Consider the following 17852-nt stretch of genomic DNA (forward strand, 5'->3'; position numbering starts at 1 on the left):
AAAAGATAAAAACTGAATGAGGCAAAAAGCACCTCAGTCATTTTTTCCTATTTTCTTGTCGAAGCTGAACGAGCTCTTTCAGCTTTTAATGTTATCTAGCTCCGTGGGTTAACACTACGCTCTGCTACGATCTCATCAATTCCTAAGAGCTAAAGCTCCAAGGATTGAAGGTCTTCGGAAAAAAGATAAATTCTAAATGAGGTAAAAAGCACCTCAGTTAGAATTTCCTATTTTTCAGTCAGAGCTGAACGAGCCCGCTGTGCTTTTAAAATAAGGAGGTAATTTGTAATGAAAGTTTTAATCACAGGTTTTGATCCATTTGGTGGAGACAAAGTTAATCCAGCTTATGAAGCGGTAAAATTGATCCCAAATGAGGTAGCAGGAGCACAAATTATCAAAATAGAAATACCAACTGTTTTTGAAGAGAGTGCTAAAGTGTTAGAGGCTTCAATGAAAGAACATCAGCCTGATATTGTTATTTGTGTTGGCCAGGCTGGCGGGCGCAGCGCTGTTTCGTTGGAACGAGTAGCAATCAACTTAGCCGAAGCGAGAATTCCAGATAATAAAGGCAATCAACCAATCGGAGTCAAACTGGAAGAGGAGGGTGAGACTGCCTATTTTACATCGCTACCAATCAAAGCGATGATGAAAAATATTCAGGATCATGGCTTACCAGCGTACATTTCATATACTGCCGGCACATTTGTCTGTAATGATATCATGTACCGTTTATTGTACATGATCAATAAAGAATTCTCAGGTGTTAAAGGTGGTTTTATCCATGTTCCGTTTGAACCAACACAGGTGATTGATCGCCCTGTAGGAACACCTTCTATGCCAATCCAAACAATTGCGGATTCATTAATTTATGCAGTTGAGGCGGCAATAACAACAGAAGTAGATATTGAAGAAAATACAGGAACGACCCATTAAAATAGTGATTATCAAAAATAGAAGGACAAAGTAGTAGGTTTATTTTGTCCTTCTATTTTTCGTTATTAAATTGAAACATTACATTTTACTGATAATGATTCTCATTATCAGTTTGTTATGCTATACTAACTCAATAAGGAAAGGAGTGGTTCAATGAATGAAATAAAAATCAATGATTTTTTTATAAAGTATGAAACAGTACAAACTGAACAATGCCCGTTAAAACTTGCTGATCAAGTATATATTGAAAACATACCATTACCACGTTATCTTATTGGTGAAGCAACCATGTCTTTTTATGATTTTTATCACGCAGATTGTCCAGAGCTTCAAGAATCTGATTATCGATTATCTGAAAAATTCCAACAGATCATCGGCCGATTCCCTCATACGAATCAGCAAAAAATCATGTTAAATGAATACGGCAGTTACAGCATCATGCATGTACCTGTTTATGTTAATACGAAAGATTTTATTCTTGCTAAAAGCAACCCTGCAATTTATCCAGACTTCAGTGCGAAACAGGCAGCAATTCAATCGTTAACTCCTATAGATGAAGTCGAGCAAACAGCAATTATTGGTTACAAACGAAAACGTCTATATCTAGATGGTACATATGGCCCTAGAATCTTACTTGAAGATGGTCTGGAAACGAATGTTCAATCGATTCAAGTGAAGTTAGAATATGTAAATGAGATGTATTATTTTGCCCATTATAGTTACGCTGCTATGGTTCAGTTTTTACCAGAATATGAAATCACTACTTATGATCAGTTTCACGAAGCTTATGGGAAGTATGTTTATAGTTTTACTATGACAAAAAATGGACAAACGATTCCACTTTTATGGCCAGATTACTTGTACCATAAACCTGAAAATCATTTAGAGTTTGGCCTATTGGCAAATACTGACGAAGCAAGATATCGCTTGTTTGACCGATGGGAAGCGAATGAATCCATAAAGATCGAGATCTTGGCCGAAGGTTTTGAAGATGTCAGATTTGAAACGCACTTAAAGCAACCAATGAGTTTTCCACCAAAACTTTCAAAATCAGAATATAGTTTGGGAGACGAGATTTGTCTATCGATTGATCAAGGACTAATCAAAGAATTAGCAGAAGGAAACGCACTATTTGAATTATTCAAAACGAAAAAAACTTCTGTAAATGGCTATTCACTAGAGTATAAATTGACAGAAAATCAATTGGTGCTATCAGGTGAACAATTTGAAAAGCCTGGCCGCTATCAGTTGAAAATTAAAAGTGACACTTATGGACAGCTATTATTTTTAGTGACAATTAAACAAGAAGGGTTAGTACAAGAATGAAAAAGTTAAAAATTCAAGATTTTATTTCAATTGGTATTTATACCGCTATTTATTTTTTAGTCGTGACTATTGCGATGCTGATCTTACGTTTTACAATCCCAGCTTTTAATTCCATTTTGATTCCTAGTGCAACAGCACTCTTTGCGGGGATTGTCTATTTATTGGTGATCCATCGTATTCCTCGTTTTGGAGCAATTACAATCATGGGCAGTGTGATGGGCTTATTCTTTCTAGTTTCAGGGCATTTTCCGTTGTCATTTTTACCAAATATTCTGTGTGCGATTCTAGCAGATTGGATTCAATATCATACCAAGCTATCCCAAAAAATCCGAACGATGCTTAGTTATACTGTCTTTAGTTTTGGCTTGATGGGTCCCGTTTTGCCATTGTGGTTTATGAAAAACGCCTATGTCGATTCATTGGTGGCTCGTGGTAAAGATGCCATATACATTGATAAAGTCTTTGCACCGATCACAACTACAACTTTTTATGTGTGTGTGTTGGCTGTAATCATTTGTAGTATTTTAGGAATAATGATTGGACAAAAGATTTATGAGAAACACTTTGATAAAGCTAAAGGAAAAAATTATGGAAAAAACATACGTAACGTTTGATCCCAGAAGTAAATTATGTACGATTTTATTTGCTAGTTTCTTATTGATGTTTCCTCTACCATTTAAAGCAGAAGTGCTGTTTGTAACGTTGCTGTATTTTTTGTTTATTTTAAATGGTAGTTTAAAAAAAGGAACAATTTTCTATGGTCTTTTTTGGTTGCTTGTTCTGGGCGATTATCTATTATTTCCTCATATTGAGAATGGTTTTGCCGCTTTTTTTGATTTTTTATTTGTCGGAAATCGTCGAATGCTACCAACGATCATGGCGGCGGCGTTTGCGATGAATCGAACCAAAATCAGTGAATGGATCGCAGCGCTAAAGAAATGTCATGTGCCTTTTGGGCTGATTATTCCACTAACGGTCTTGTTTCGTTTCTTTCCTACACTATTTCAAGATTTTAAAAGTATTCGTAATGCGATGAAATACCGTGGAATCGCAGTTTCGACTGTTGAGTTATGTCTACATCCATTTCAAACGATGGAATATATTATTGTACCAATCTTGATGTCAGCAGAGAATACATCTTTGGATCTATCAGCTGCAGCTCTGGTTCGAGGCTTAGGCAATCCTAAAGCACATACAAGTGTTTATGAGATTCGTTTGAAGAGTCAAGATTATGTATTGATTGGTATATTAATTCTGTGTGGAATCGTAGGGAGGCTGATTTAATGATCGATTTACATGATGTGACATTTGCTTATGAAGATCAGGAAAAGGTTATCCAAAATGTTGAGTTGGAAGTTAAAGCTGGCGAATTCATTGTATTGTGCGGCAAAAGTGGGTGTGGTAAATCAACAGTACTAAGAATTTTAAATGGGTTGATTCCTGAATTATATTTGGGTGAACTAACGGGTTCTGGTTCTGTTTTAGAACAAGAGCTACTAACGAAAGAATTTAATGAATATGTTCGAGAAATCGGCGTGGTATTTCAAAATCCTAAAACCCAATTTTTTACGAGTGATGTCTATTCTGAATTAGCATTTGCAATGGAAAATTATGGTGTATCCAGAAAAGAAATGATTGATCGAATCGATGAGATAACAAGTTTGTTTTCTCTAGAAGAATTTTTAGAGCGAAGCATGTTCCATTTATCTGGTGGACAAAAACAATTGATCGCATTTGCTTCTGCTAGTATGTTGCAGCATCGATTATTCCTATTAGATGAACCTTCAAGTAATTTGGACGAAGCAACGATCGAGCAGTTAAAAGCCTATTTACAGGTCTTGAAAAGCCAAGGTATGACAATTATTGTTTCTGAACATCGCTTATACTATTTGACGGATTTGGCAGATCGCTATTTAGTGATGGAAAAAGGTCAAATCGTTGAAAACTATACAAGTCAAGAAATGCGAGAAAAATCTGTTGCCGAAATTCAGGCGTTGGGATTAAGATCACTTAACCAAACGCATCTTACAAAAAAAGTTAAACAAGCTGAAGGGTCAGAAAAACTAGTATTAACCTGTGATGGACTGGATTTTCACTATCGCAAGCAGCCTTCCGTACTCAAAATCCCTTCGTTAACATTGACTAGTGCTGATATTATCGGAATCGTGGGACATAATGGTGCAGGGAAATCAACATTTTCTAAACTTTTGTCAGGATTGATCAAGCCAAAAGCAGGTGTCATAAAACTAAATCAAGAAGTGATGCGACCAAAAGAGTTGATCAAAGAAAGTTTTGTTGTGATGCAAGATGTCAATTTGCAATTGTTTTTTGAAACGGTAGAGAAAGAAATTAGTTTAAATGCACAGAACACAGCTGAGTTTGACAAAGTTGTCGCCATGCTGAATTTAGGACCGCTTTTAATGCGTCATCCCCAAACCTTATCCGGTGGAGAAAAACAACGCGTGGCAATTGCTAGTGCTTTGCTATCAGGAAAAAAAATGATTATCTTTGATGAGCCAACCAGCGGATTAGATTTAGTGCATATGGAAGAAGTTAGTAATACCATTCGTTGGTTACACGAAGAAAATATTTTAGTTTTAGTGATTACCCACGATAAAGAATTTCTCAGCAAAACTTGTCAGCGAGTGCTTCAGTTCGACCAAGGCCAAATCATTGCAGATTATCATATCGAAACAAGAAAAATAGAATAGTGGAGGAAAAAATATGTATATTGTAACGAATACGATTCAAACAGAAACGGCTCACTCGCAAAAAATTATTCAACAATTTACAGCAGGGCATACGAAAGAAAGTATGGAAGCTGTAGATGGATTCTTGAACTTTCAATTAATGCAGCGGACATTACCAGATAATCTGGAAGTAACGGAATTGGTTGTTTTAAGTCGCTGGACTTCAAAAGAACATCAAAAAAATTGGGTGCAGAGCCAATCATTTAAAAAGATGCATCAAAGAAAAGAATCAACGGATGAAACGGTGGAAAAGAAAAAACGCCCTGGTATTATTTCAAGTACGATTGCTGAATATGAAGTGCTAACTTAATTGATTGGTGAGAACGATTATTGAAAATAGTTTCTTCATTTTTTGATTGCATATAGAAAGTAAATTAGCTGAGTGTGAGGTGTAAAGCATTTTATACTCAGCTTTTTTGTGCATTACATTGGTAATATTTTCATTATTGTTAGATGTAAAAGAAAATACTTGAAAATATTACCGGATGCATTTTCTTTTTATAAAATCAGAGTTATATTAAATAAGAACAGTGATGGAAGGAGAATAGACAATGAAGAAGATACATGTCGTAGCACATACTCATTGGGATCGTGAGTGGTATTTTAGTGATAATGAAGCATTTATCCAATTTTCTTACCATATGGATGAGGTAATTTATGCCTTAGAAAATAACGAACTGGATTATTATTATTTGGATGGTCAACTTAGCATTCTAGATGATTATTTAAAAGTTTATCCAGAAAAAGAAACTAAAATCAAAGAATTAGTGGAAGCCAATAAATTATTTATTGGACCTTGGTATACTCAAATGGACGAATTCGTGGTGGCTGGTGAATCGGTCGTGAAGAATTTGCAAATCGGGATCCATATGTCAAAACGTTTGGGCGGTCATACGCCCTTAGGATATTTACCTGATTCATTTGGACAGGGGAAAGATATGCCGAAAATCTATAATGGCTTTGGAATCACAGATGCCGTCTTTTGGCGAGGAATGCCAAATGAAGTTACGAAAAGTCGAGAATTTTACTGGACAGCTGAAGATGGTTCAAAAGTATTAACAATCAATATTCGCAATGGTTATTATGCCGGGGTAACACTTGTTGAAGGTGAACTATATCAGAAAAAAGCGATGCTGGATCTTGTAGCAGAAGACAGCGCTACTGAAGTTGTAACATTGCCGGTTGGTGGAGACCAACGAGCAGTCGATCGAGATTTAAAAGCTATCATTCAAGAGGTCAACGAACAATTTGGTACCGAATACAAAATCGAAGAAAGCAATTATCCGCATATATTTAATTTATTAAAAGAAAAAGCAACTGAGCTTCCAACAGTACAAGGTGAGTTTATGAGTGGCAGTGTTTCAAAAATTCATCGCTCTATTTATTCATCAAGATATGATTTGAAAAAGTTAAATGATACTATCGAAAATCGTTTGATTTTCCAACTAGAACCATTAATGTTGATGGCAGATGATTTAGGGATTCCTTTTAAACGGGAGCTTTTGGATTATATTTGGACGTTATTATTGAAAAATCATGCTCATGACAGTATTGGTGGCTGCAATACGGATAAAACAAATGAAATGATCTTAGCGAGATATAAAGAAGCGGACCAATTATCCTATTCAACAATTGACTATTTAGTAAGAAAAATTTCAGAATCCATTAAAGGTATCCAAGAAAATGATTTGATTCTATTTAATACCGTACCTTATACCAGAACGGATCCGTATATAGTAGAGGTAAGCACAAAGCATGCAAGTATCAAACTACTTGATAAAAATAACCATGAATTAGCTAGTCAAATTCTATCAACTGAAAAAGTTTATGCTGGTGAAGTTAGACGTTCAGAAAGCGATTATGATGAAGCGAAGTATTACTATATTCACAAAGTAAGTTTTATCAAAGAAACCCCGCCACTTGCATATACGATCATAACGGTGAAAGAGTTATCAGAATCAAATGATAGCGCTAAACCATCAGTGTTAGCAAGTACGCTAATTGAAAACGAAACGTACAAGATCACTTTCTCAGATGGACAATTTACTATTTTGGCGAAAGAACAAGGCGAAACCTATGAGAACTGTCTATACGTGGAAGAATCAGGTGATGAAGGCGACACCTACGATTATTCACCTGCCTATCATGATAAAGTTCATCAATTGGTTTTCGATACAACCGATGTATCTGTTCAAACAGGACCGTTTTTATCTACCATGACATTGAATGGCAATTGGACATTACCAAAAGATCTACAAGCTAGGAAATCTGAGGAATTAAATATAACAGTTAACTACACCTTGAGCTTATCATTAAGCAAAGAGTCTAAGCGAATTGATATGAAAATCAAGATCAATAACCAAGCAATGGATCATCGGATGCGTCTGGTTGTTAAAACACCAGTCAAAAACAAAGTCAGTTATGCAGATACCTTATTTGGAATCGTTGAACGACAAAATCAAGATCCTCATATTCAGGATTGGAGAAAGCTAGGCTGGAAAGAAGAACCAACGGAGATTTATCCAATGATCCACTATGCCAACATTCATGATTCTGCCGCGAGTTGGACGATTATGAGTAAAGGAATCAAAGAATATCAAGTGATTGATGACCAAATCTATATGACTTTATTTAGAGGAGTAGGCTTTTTAGGCAGACCAGAGTTATTAAGAAGACCTGGAGATGCTTCAGGGAATCAATTCCGTTATATTCCGACTCCAGATAGTCAATTATTAGGTGAATTAGAGATGGAGTTATCTTTAATCATTTCAGCTGACTTTAATCCAGTGAGGATCCAAAAGGAATATCAAACCTATTCTGTCACAAGCCCATATTATCAAGTTCAAACCTTAAATCGATTTACGAATCCAATCCAATATTTCCAAAGTAATAAAGTCGATCATTTGAATGAATTGAAAGAGTATGTTGATTTAAATAACGCCAATTTGGTGTTTAGTGCATTGGAATTAAGTCGTGACGGTCAATGGGTCAATCTGCGTCTGTATAACCCATCACTTGAAAAGAGCGTCACCAATGAGAAAATCATATTAGCAAGGGAATGCAATGTTCGTTTTGTTGATTTAAATGGTGACTTAGTTGAATCAGTTGGTAAGTTGAAGGAAGTTTCGTTGGGTACAGTGAAGCCAGGAGAAATTAAAACAGTTTCAATAGAAAGATAACACGGGAAAGGTCGAGTTAAGATGAAAATAAATATCGAGAAAATTCAAGATCCATTATTAAAAATCGCCAATAAAGTAGATAACAACAGCGTTTTACAAGCTATAAAAAATGCGTTTATCAGCAGTATTCCATTTACTGTGGTAGGATCGTTTTCCAACCTGATCAAAATGCAGATCGATGCTTTTTTTGGAGAAACAGCAATCGGTCAAACTGCATCAGCAATTTTCGGCAATGTTTATCTAGGAACATTGGGAATAGTCGCTTTATTAATTGTCTTTTCTACTGCCTATAATTATGCAAAAGAATTGATGAAAAAACATCCTGAAGCAAATATCAATCCACTACTGGCAACGTTATTAGCCTTTGCAGCCTATTTTGTAATGGTACCAAACAATGTTAATTTTGCTGATGATTCAGCGGAAGTTATTCAAGGTTATGCGAATAATTTCTTTAGCTATGAAGGAATGTTTACCGCTTTGATCGTAGGCTTACTTGCTGTTTTCCTTTATTCAGTTTTAGCAAAACATAAGATTGCTATCAAGCTACCAGGGAATGTTCCACCAAATGTTTTTGATTCCTTCTTTGCCTTGATTCCAATTTCGATCGTATTATTGATCTGTTCCGTAATGAAAGTCGTGATTGAAGCGTTTGATTTCAATTCCTTTATGGATCTGGTCAGTCAATTATTCGTTCAACCACTAACATCTGTTGGAACGGGGTTACCTGCTATTATTGTAGTGATCTTATTAGAACAAATATTATGGTTCTTAGGATTACATGGTTTTAACATCGTTTGGGGCGTTGTATCTGCTTTATGGTTGCCAATTTTCTTAGAAAATGTTGCGAAATTTGCTGAAACAAAAAGCTTTGCGGACATCTCTATTGCACCGAATACAATGACAAATGTGTACGCTATGATCGGTGGATCTGGTGCCACTTTTGGGTTGATTCTAGCAATTTTGATTTTTACACCAAAAACGTATAGTGGTCGTGAAGTAGCAAAACTATCATTTATTCCAGGACTATTCGGGATCAACGAACCAATTATCTTTGGCTTCCCGATTGTCTTAAATCCATTGATGTTTATCCCATTTGTTTTTGTACCAGTTTTCAATGCAGTAGTCGCTTATATTGTGACTAAAATTGGTTGGGTCGTTCCATTGGTCGTCTTAAATTCAGGAAATGAACCAATTTTCATCAGCACCTGGATCTTAGGCGCATTCCATCTTAGCCCAGTGATCTTAACAGCCGTTTTAGTTGTTTTGGATGTCTTCATTTATGCACCGTTTGTACGAATGAATATGAAATTTGACGAAAGCCAATTACTGAACGCACAAGACTAGTCGTGGAAACCGTAACAAGAGGCAAGAGGTTGGGACAGAACGCTTCAAGTCTTAGTGCTTTAGCACAGATAAAATAAAGGGAGCAGTGTTTGAGACATAACTCTGCGAGTTATATCCCAGACACCTGGAATCCGGACAAACGGTGGGAGCAGAAGCAATCCCATCGGAAATAAGCCAGAATTTACAAAAATTTGAAGAGCAATTTTCGTGAATTCTTTCTTATTTCTCGGGATTAAACACTTCTGTCCCAACCTCCTTGTTTTCTTTACTATAGTGAAAGGAGTGCTAATCATGGAAAGTTACATCGAACTAATCATTCAAGCAAATCAAAAAAAGTTTACGGATGTTGAACGAGTGATCGCTCAATACTTTCTTGATGGGAATAAGGAATTAGGAATTCAAGAATTGGCTAAGAAGCTTAGTGTATCCAATTCTTCAATCACGCGCTTTTGTAAAAAAATTGGTTTAGCTAATTATAAAGAACTGATTTACTTATATAAATATTCTAGTAAAAGCACTAAAAAGCAAACAGATTCTAGTATTAGCTACGTCAATCTAAATTACTCTTTGTTGCTCAATGACATTATCGAAAAATTAGATAAAGATGAAGTTAAAAAAGCAGCTTTAATGATCGATAGCGGGCGGATCATTCATTACTGGGGAACAGGTTACAACGCTTTTTGCGGTGAAGATTTTCAATTTAAATTTTCACGGCTTGGAAAAATTGTCAACGTGATCAAGGACGAACATTCAATTGTGATGATGGCTCATGGTGTGCAACAAGGTGATCTTGTTGTTGTCTCATCGATTTCCGGCAATAATGAAGCAATCCAAGAAGCGGTAAAAATAGTTTCTGAAAAAAATGCAAAGGTAATCGTAATTACTGCCAACGAAAAAAGTCCATATAAAGAGTTCTCTGAAGCGTTTTGTTTAACAAGCTCAATGGGAAAGAAGGATATGGGGGGGATTTCACCACAAATTCCCGTATTAACAGTGATTGATATCTTATATACAGAAATTTTAGCCATGTATCATGAAGATACGATCAAGTCTTGGATTAAATCAGAAGTAATTTTAAAAGGAAAGTAAAAAGGGGAATCATCATGAGTGTAAACTATTCAAAATCAGTCATCGAAAAAATGAAAACATTGGTATCAGAACAGTCCAGTAATCCTAGATGGAGTGAAGTATTTTCAAATTGTTTTGACAATACTTTGGAAACCACAGTCAAAAGCTCAGAGGATGATGTGTTTGTAATCACTGGTGATATTCCGGCAATGTGGCTGCGAGATTCATCCGCTCAAATCAAACCCTACTTAGCAATTGCAAATGAAGATGAAAACATCAAACAATTGATACGGGGATTAGTTGACCGCCAAATAAAATGTATTTTGATCGATCCTTATGCAAATGCCTTTAACCAAACTGAGAATGGTCATTGCTACCACCAAGATCTTACAGAGATGAATGGTTGGATCTGGGAACGGAAATATGAAATAGATTCGTTATGTTATCCAATCGAATTAGCTTATTTGTTATGGAAACAAACAGGTGAGACCAAACAATTTTCAAAAGAGTTTAAACGTGCTGCAGAATCTATTATCAAGGTTTTTAAAATAGAGCAACGACATGAAAATTCTTCTTATCGTTTTGAGCGTTTTGATGAAAGACCAGAAGATACACTTTCAAATCACGGCTTAGGAGAACCTTGTGGGTACACAGGGATGACTTGGTCTGGTTTTCGTCCAAGTGATGACAGCTGTACATATAATTATTTAGTTCCTGCCAATATGTTTGCTGTTGTTATTTTAGGCTATCTTAAGGAAATTTTTACAGAGATTTTCTACGATAAATTACTGGCTGAACAAGCAAATCAATTAAAAGATGAAATCAATCAAGGCATAGAAAAATGGGGTATCGTTGAACATCAGGGACAAAAAGTTTATGCTTATGAGGTAGACGGATTAGGAAATTATCTTTTAATGGATGATGCCAACGTACCTAGTCTATTAGCAGCTCCTTATCTAGGGTATTGTTCGATCGATGATGAAATTTATCAAAATACACGTGCCTTAATTCTATCTGATGTTAATCCATATTATTATGAAGGAATAAAGTTAAAAGGAATCGGAAGTGAGCATACGCCAAAAGAGTACGTTTGGCCGATCGCATTATCTATCCAAGGTTTAACGACGACTAGCCAAGTTGAAAAGGCTGAGTTGTTAGACATTTTAGTTAAAACCGATGCTGGCACTAATCATATGCATGAAGGTGTTAATGTGAACGACCCCAATCAATATACCCGTGAATGGTTTTCCTGGGCGAATATGATGTTTTGTACGTTACTGTTAGATTATTTAAAAATAGGAAAATAGGTGTAAAGCAAATGAAAAAATTTCCAGAATATTTTCTATGGGGCGCAGCGACATCTGCTCCCCAATCTGAAGGGCATGGTTCGCTAAATGGAAAATCTCCTTCAACTTGGGATAAATGGTATGAACTGAATCCAGAAAAATTCCAATTAAACCAAGGACCTGAAGATACGACTAAGATGTATGAGTATTTCAAGGATGATGCTAAAAGAATGAAAGAGATCAATATGAATTCCTTTAGAACATCGATTGCTTGGACTCGTTTGTTACCGGATGGAAAAACAGTTAATCCAGAAGCTGTTACGTTTTATCGTCATTATTTCGCTGAGTTAATTGCTAATGGTGTCAAACCAATTATTAATTTATTTCATTTTGATATGCCTTGGTGGTTAATGGAAAAAGGCGGCTGGGAAACTAGAGAATCGGTGGAGGCATTTGCTTTTTATGCCGATACTTGTTTTGAACTATTTGGTGATTTAGTTGAGCAATGGACAACATTTAACGAGCCGATGGTCCATGTGGAGTGCGGCTATCTATATGGGTATCATTATCCCGCAATTCATGATCTGAAAAAAGCAGTTCAAGTTGGATTTAACACGTTGATGGCTCATACAATGGCTGTTAAAAGCTTTAAAGAGAGAAAGTATCAAGGCACAATCGGAATCATTTTAAACGTTTCGCCGTGTTATCCCAAAAGTCAGGCGCAAGAAGACTTGGAAGCAGCTGAGTTTGCTGATTTATTAAATACCAAAAGCTTTTTAGACCCTACAGTTTTAGGAACGATTCCAGCAAAATTAATTGATCGTTTAGCTGAAAATGAATTATTGCCTGATGTTGCAGAGAATGATTTAGAGCTGATTAAAAAGAATACAGTTGATTTTATTGGCATGAATTATTATCAGCCACGCCGTGTTCAAGCGCCTGCCAAAGTCAATAAACCTGCAGTTTCTCCTGCTGATTTTTACGATCATTATGATTGGCCGGATAAAAAAATAAATCCGTATCGTGGTTGGGAAATTTATCCAGAGGCGTTATATGATGTTGCGCTGATGATCAAAAATGACTACAACAATATTCCCTGGTACGTTTCAGAAAATGGTATGGGTGTGGCAGATGAAGAACGGTTCTTAGATCAAACAGGTATGATTCAAGATGATTATCGGATTGAATTTATGGAAGAACATCTTAATCAGTTACATAAAGGAATTCAAGCAGGCAGTAATTGTTTTGGGTACCATTCATGGACGTTTATCGATTGTTGGTCTTGGCTGAACGGATATAAGAATCGCTATGGATTTTATCGCTTGGATTTAGAAAATGATCAACGCTCTTTAAAGAAAAGTGGTATTTGGTTTAAAGAGTTGATCGATCGAAATGGCTTGGTATAAATAGTGAAGGAAAGAATAAAGACAGAAATAGGTCTGGCTTTATTCTTTTTTGTGATGCTATAATAGTCTAAAGACTAACCGGATTAAAGAGAAAAGAAGTGATAAAAGTGAATCAGCGAGAACAACAAAGAAAATTTGCCGAAAGAAGTAATATCAACAATAGTACGTTTGATGCAATGAATACAAATCAAACGCGTTATTCCAATGGCCAAGGAAAAAATGTTTTACCTACTGAGCGAGATCAATCTAGAGGCCTTGGGGGCTATGTTTCAACTGGGGTGCTTTATTTTACGGGTGTAGTAGTTGCCATTGTGTTATTCATTTATGTGATTCCTTATGTTGAGCTGATTGTTTCGCCAACATTTTATAAAGGCTCCCTATTTCTATTATGTGCTTTGTTGTTTTGCATGTTGATGGGGTATTTATGGGTATATATTGGCTCAAAAGTAATGAAAAAAAGTAGGAGATGACTGACATGATTTTCAAGGTGATGCAACGAAGTAACAACTCGATACAGTTATAATGCTCTGATAGGGTTGTATTGAGTAAATTTAGAACTATCAGATCGACCATAACTGTATCTAACTTATAATCAGACAACAATTAAGTATAAGGGAGAGTTCGTTATGGAAAAAATAGAATTAAAAAAATATTGGCAGACTATTGAAGCATTGGAGTTTAAAGGTTGGGATTTTTCATATTTGGAAGGACGTTGGCGACAAGAAGCCTTACCGTGGCGTTATGATGAGCTTGTTCGTACCCATTTGTCTAGTGAGATGCATTTATTGGATATGGGGACTGGTGGCGGAGAGTTATTATTGACATTTGCTCATCCGTTTGGTCAGACATCCGTTACCGAAGGCTGGAAACCTAATTATGAACTGCTAAAAAAGAAGCTAAAACCACAAGGTGTAACAGTTACGTTTGTCGATCAGACGAATTATTTAAATTTTTCAAATGACTCATTTGATATAATATTGAATAGCCATGAGTCATATGATCCAAAAGAAGTTTCTAGAGTATTGAAGCTAGGCGGCCTATTCATTACACAGCAAGTTGGTGATCAAAACGGAATGCTCCTCTCAGAAAAATTAGATACAAAGCGTCGAAGAAATTCTTTTGAATGGTCAAAAGAGGTAGCACAAGAAGCTTTAGTCAAAGAAAATATGGATATTTTATTTGCTGATGAGTATTTTCCGTATCAAGACTTTTTAGATATGGAAGGGTTGATTTATTACGTTAAAAGAATTCCGTGGGAGTATCCTGATGTTTCAGTAGAAACGCATTTTACTCAATTACTTGAGATTCAAAAGGAATTGTCAAAAAAAGGTTACCTTCGGAATCAACAACATCGATTTGTGCTAATTGGAAAGTTAAGAGAGTAATTAAAAAAGAGCGGATAAACGGCGAGAAAAAAAGCAGCCCCTTCGGGAATAAGAAGGGGCTGCTTTTTTTAGTATATATCAACTAATTATTTTACGACAAGCACGTTACAAGGAGCATATTGTACGACATAACTGGTTGTGGTACCTAATTGGTTTGATTGGATCATCCCTTTACCCGTTGCACCCACGATAATCAAATCGATTGCTTGATTTGTTGGAACAATTGTAGAAATCATTTCTTTTGGATTGCTAATTTCAACAAGCGGTATAATGTCATCCAATCCTTGCTCAGTAGCATAATAAATATTTTTTAATAATTCTTTTTCGATAGCTTCCTTTTCCTCAGCAAGGACTTTTGAATAGGCATAAGAACTATGACTGATTGCATTTTCATCAACGACAGACAATAAGTACAAGGTAGCATTTTTTTCTTTTGCAATCGCAACGCCATGTTGTAAAGCCAACTCAGCATTTTTTGAACCATCGACAGCAACGAGGATATTTGAGTAGTTATTGATCATCTTAATCAACACCTTTCTTTATCTATGCTTATTATAACATGTTTGCCAGTAGAGGGTAAACGAATTGACAGGCGCAAAAAAGATAGCAAGTCAGTAATTTTTGACTTGCTATCTTTACTAGATTTTCTATAATCCGATGAACGGTGCAGGGTTAACAAAACCGCTCCACAGACCTGTTGAAATACTAAAATGTAAATGAACCCCAGTTGAATTACCTGTAGTCCCCATACCACCTAACATCTGTCCGGCACTAACACTTTGTCCAGCTGCAACGCTTAAGCTGCTCATGTGTAAATAATAGGAGTAATAACCATTGTCGTGCTTGATCACAACGTGATTTCCAGCCATACCACTATAATTTGCGCTGACAACTTCGCCAGAGCGGGCAGCCATGATTGGTGTGCCGCTGGCTCCACCAAAGTCAATACCATCATGAAAAGATCCTGAGATACCCGTTGGATCTTCACGGACACCGAAACCACTAGTGATCGTCATACTTGCTACAGGAGCAGACCAACCTCCAGATGATGCTGGTGGAGTAGGTGTTGAGGCATTTGCAGGAACCTCGTTATTATTAGTACCTGTATTTGTATCAGGGACAGGTGTGGCTTGTTCTTTTTCTATTGTTTTTGTTGGAGCGGCAGTAGCTTGTGCTTGCTTTGTTTTCGCCACTTCTTTCGCCTGTTTTTCAGCAGCAGCTTTTGCTTCAGCTTCTTTTTTCTTTTCTTCAGCAATTGCTTTTAATTGTGCTTCTTTTCTTTTAGCTGCTTCTTCTTTTTGTTTTACAAATTTATCTTTTTCAGCTTTTTCAGTTGCAAGACTTGCAGCAATTTCGTTGATTTTTACATTCTGCTCAAGTTTAGCTTCTGCCAAAGCAGCTTCCTTTTCTTCAAGTTCCTCAGTTTTCTTCTCAAGTGCTTTTAGAGTTGCGGTTAAGTTGACTTTTAACGTATCAAGTTCTTTTTTATCCTCTTTTTGAGCGGTTAAAATATCATTATTTGCAGTAACTAATGTATTAACTGCTAAAGCTTTTGAAATAGCGTCAGAGATCGAATCTGCACTTAACAAAACAGCTAGCATGGATTCTTGTTCATGATTCGTTTGTGTAACTCGTGCTTGCGCTTGTAATTGCTCATTTCTTTTTTCAATTTTTTCTTCTAAATTAGCAATGTCAGTATTTAGCTTGTTCATTTCTTTTTCATGTTTCTGTTTCTCAGAAAGGACTGTCTGATACTCCGTTTCGATTGTCGCAATTTCTGTTTCTAGAGTTGCTAAGTAATCTTTCGCATCATTTTCATTTTTGACGATATCTTCAATTTTTTTTGTTTGAGTTTCTATTTTTTGATCGATATCATCGGCTAATACGCTCAAGGGCGCAGCATTTACTAATAAAACAAATGAAAGTGTAATGAGTAGTTTTTTCTTCAAGTGACGTTCCTCGCTTTATATTTATCATTTTAAACGGATGGCTTTTGGTTAAAAAGGCACCGTTACTATTCTTAAATAACACAAGACAAAGTATACCATAGTCTAAGAAGAATAATCATGTTTAAAGAGCAAGATTAATGGAAAATGGCGAAATTTAAAATCTGGCAATAAAGGTATCATCTAATTGTAATATATGAAACTTACTTTTAATAAGAAAATACGTTTGTAACAGGAAATAAAGAGCGGATAGACAGGGAACTATTGAAGATTATTAAACTCCGAATAAAACTCATCTAAAATATCGAGCAACTCTTTTTTTGTTTGTGAATATTTTTTTAGTACTGTTTTCTCAGATAAAGGCTTTCCTTTATTAGCCGTATATTTTTTTGTGAGATCATCATAATTCACTATTTTCGCTATTGGTTTATTGCGATAAGTAATATCATTTGTGACGATATCACTGATCATTTTAAAGAGGGGTAGAATGCTTAAATAATGTTTGTTTGATTCAGTTCGTTTCAATAAGTCGAATACTAAAAACAAGACAGAAGCATTGACTTCTTTTTGGTCAGAGTCATGCAACAAAGCTTCGATCATTGGCAAAAAGCTAGTTCTGTATCGATCATTTTGCTCAATGCTATACGTCGTTGAGTCTTCTGAAATAAGTAAAGCATGAGGTTTAGAAAGATCGAACTGATAGTTTTTTTCAAAATAAACTGGAAACAGTTTGCTTGCAGTAGTCAATATTTTTAAATCTTGAGTATAGCTGATTTTTTGTTTTTTTAAGGTGAGCATCAATTGTTGCAGTTGTTCTATGTTAAGTTCATGCTGTAAATTAGCTTCGTTTAATAATTGAGTTACATAGTCTTCAAAATCGCCATAGCGTATCCAATCAGCTGTTGTACTTCCTAGGATCGCTATTTTTTCTAACCGATCTTGTTTTGGTAAATTATTGCCTTTTTCCCAATTATTGACAGTGCTAGCACTCGAATTTCCAACTAATTTGGCAAAACGAGCCATTGAATAGTTATGCTGTTTTCTGATTTGTTTGACTCTCAGTCCAACAGCTTTTAAATTGATTTCCAAAAAATTTACCTCCTAATTTTTCAATAGATGAGCTTACGATGTTTGAGTGCTAATGGATCTCTTTATCCTTAATAGTCTAACTATCTTTCTTCTACTATATCATTTTTATTATTATTATTGTATTGTTATTTATTCTTTTT

Annotated in this window: 16 protein-coding genes; 13 read left to right on the forward strand and 3 right to left on the reverse strand. The window is 35.7% G+C overall.

From position 1 onward, the window contains the following. The first annotated feature begins 288 nt into the window (after positions 1-288). The 13 genes from pcp (at position 289) to A5819_RS12915 (ending at position 14677) form a co-directional block, all read left to right on the forward strand. The gene (gene pcp, locus A5819_RS12850) at positions 289-933 is read left to right on the forward strand and encodes a pyroglutamyl-peptidase I (protein ID WP_086279159.1); all 645 of its coding nucleotides are present in this window, start codon (positions 289-291) and stop codon (positions 931-933) included. Between the two features lie 153 nt (positions 934-1086). Continuing rightward, complete coding sequence (locus tag A5819_RS12855; RefSeq protein WP_086279160.1) at positions 1087-2259, forward strand: hypothetical protein; 1173 nt, start codon at positions 1087-1089, stop codon at positions 2257-2259. Further along, positions 2256-2873, forward strand: coding sequence for an MptD family putative ECF transporter S component (locus A5819_RS12860; RefSeq protein WP_086279161.1), 618 nt, complete (start codon positions 2256-2258; stop codon positions 2871-2873). The genes A5819_RS12855 and A5819_RS12860 overlap by 4 nt, the downstream gene beginning before the upstream one ends. After that, positions 2848-3543 (forward strand): energy-coupling factor transporter transmembrane component T, encoded by a 696-nt coding sequence (locus A5819_RS12865; RefSeq protein ID WP_086279162.1) that lies wholly within the window; start codon positions 2848-2850, stop codon positions 3541-3543. Before A5819_RS12860 ends, A5819_RS12865 begins: the two co-directional genes overlap by 26 nt. Next, positions 3543-4970, forward strand: a complete 1428-nt coding sequence (locus A5819_RS12870; protein ID WP_086279163.1) for an ABC transporter ATP-binding protein — start codon at positions 3543-3545, stop codon at positions 4968-4970. The genes A5819_RS12865 and A5819_RS12870 overlap by 1 nt, the downstream gene beginning before the upstream one ends. Before the next feature lie 13 nt (positions 4971-4983). Continuing rightward, the gene (locus tag A5819_RS12875) at positions 4984-5319 is read left to right on the forward strand and encodes an antibiotic biosynthesis monooxygenase (protein ID WP_086279164.1); all 336 of its coding nucleotides are present in this window, start codon (positions 4984-4986) and stop codon (positions 5317-5319) included. Positions 5320-5560: 241 nt separating this feature from the next. Next, positions 5561-8188, forward strand: coding sequence for a glycoside hydrolase family 38 C-terminal domain-containing protein (locus A5819_RS12880; RefSeq protein WP_086279165.1), 2628 nt, complete (start codon positions 5561-5563; stop codon positions 8186-8188). 21 nt (positions 8189-8209) lie between these two features. Then, positions 8210-9532, forward strand: a complete 1323-nt coding sequence (locus A5819_RS12885) for a PTS sugar transporter subunit IIC (RefSeq protein ID WP_086279166.1) — start codon at positions 8210-8212, stop codon at positions 9530-9532. A gap of 291 nt (positions 9533-9823) precedes the next feature. Further along, positions 9824-10621 (forward strand): MurR/RpiR family transcriptional regulator, encoded by a 798-nt coding sequence (locus A5819_RS12895; RefSeq protein WP_086279168.1) that lies wholly within the window; start codon positions 9824-9826, stop codon positions 10619-10621. Positions 10622-10635: 14 nt separating this feature from the next. Continuing rightward, positions 10636-11907: a glycoside hydrolase family 125 protein gene (locus tag A5819_RS12900; protein WP_086279169.1), complete on the forward strand. Its 1272-nt coding sequence runs from the start codon at positions 10636-10638 to the stop codon at positions 11905-11907. 11 nt (positions 11908-11918) lie between these two features. Then, on the forward strand, positions 11919-13292 hold the full coding sequence (locus A5819_RS12905; protein ID WP_086279170.1) for a glycoside hydrolase family 1 protein: 1374 nt from the start codon (positions 11919-11921) through the stop codon (positions 13290-13292). Between the two features lie 107 nt (positions 13293-13399). Beyond that, positions 13400-13762 (forward strand): hypothetical protein, encoded by a 363-nt coding sequence (locus tag A5819_RS12910; protein ID WP_086279171.1) that lies wholly within the window; start codon positions 13400-13402, stop codon positions 13760-13762. A 156-nt stretch (positions 13763-13918) separates the two neighbouring features. Further along, on the forward strand, positions 13919-14677 hold the full coding sequence (locus tag A5819_RS12915) for a class I SAM-dependent methyltransferase (RefSeq protein WP_086279172.1): 759 nt from the start codon (positions 13919-13921) through the stop codon (positions 14675-14677). 86 nt (positions 14678-14763) lie between these two features. Here the strand turns inward: A5819_RS12915 and A5819_RS12920 are convergent, their stop codons facing one another. The 3 genes from A5819_RS12920 to A5819_RS12930 form a co-directional block, all read right to left on the reverse strand. Next, positions 14764-15198, reverse strand: a complete 435-nt coding sequence (locus A5819_RS12920) for a universal stress protein (protein ID WP_086279173.1) — start codon at positions 15196-15198, stop codon at positions 14764-14766. Between the two features lie 126 nt (positions 15199-15324). Continuing rightward, on the reverse strand, positions 15325-16626 hold the full coding sequence (locus A5819_RS12925; RefSeq protein WP_086279174.1) for a murein hydrolase activator EnvC: 1302 nt from the start codon (positions 16624-16626) through the stop codon (positions 15325-15327). A gap of 258 nt (positions 16627-16884) precedes the next feature. Beyond that, positions 16885-17712, reverse strand: a complete 828-nt coding sequence (locus A5819_RS12930) for a helix-turn-helix domain-containing protein (protein ID WP_086279175.1) — start codon at positions 17710-17712, stop codon at positions 16885-16887. Positions 17713-17852: the final 140 nt, after the last annotated feature.

This window comes from Enterococcus sp. 7E2_DIV0204, from assembly GCF_002140855.1.
Taxonomy (GTDB): Bacteria; Bacillota; Bacilli; order Lactobacillales; family Enterococcaceae; genus Enterococcus_L; species Enterococcus_L lemimoniae.